This window comes from Pseudoalteromonas sp. SIMBA_162, assembly GCF_046535955.1.
Lineage (GTDB): Bacteria > Pseudomonadota > Gammaproteobacteria > Enterobacterales > Alteromonadaceae > Pseudoalteromonas > Pseudoalteromonas marina.
Genome location: NZ_JAWJBQ010000191.1, coordinates 1 through 323, shown reverse-complemented (window position 1 = coordinate 323; position 323 = coordinate 1). Strand labels below are relative to the sequence as shown.

At 66.9% G+C, this 323-nt stretch carries 1 protein-coding gene; it reads left to right on the top strand.

Annotated features, from left to right (window positions below):
* Positions 1-55 precede the first annotated feature (55 nt).
* A partial coding sequence (locus R0J88_RS19305; protein ID WP_410900777.1) for an HAD family hydrolase occupies positions 56-323 on the top strand: 268 nt, incomplete at its 3' end.

Genomic DNA, 323 nt, shown 5'->3' with positions numbered 1-323 from the left:
CATGCAAGCCTTCGCCCACTGTCCTGCCAGCACCCTGTCGGGTATCCGGTATCTGTTGACCGATATCGATGACACCCTCACCCATGAAGGGCGTCTCGCGGCATCGACGCTGGCGGCGCTGGAGCGCCTGGATGCCGCCGGCATCAAGGTCATCCCCGTCACGGGCGGTTGTGCGGGCTGGTGTGATCACATCGCACGCGCCTGGCCGGTCGCCAGCGTGATCGGTGAGAACGGTGCCTTTGCCTTCCGCCGTCAGGGGCAGCGCATCCTCACCACCTGGTGGGAAGACGAGCAGCGCCTGCGCGCTCGCCAGCGCCACGTCA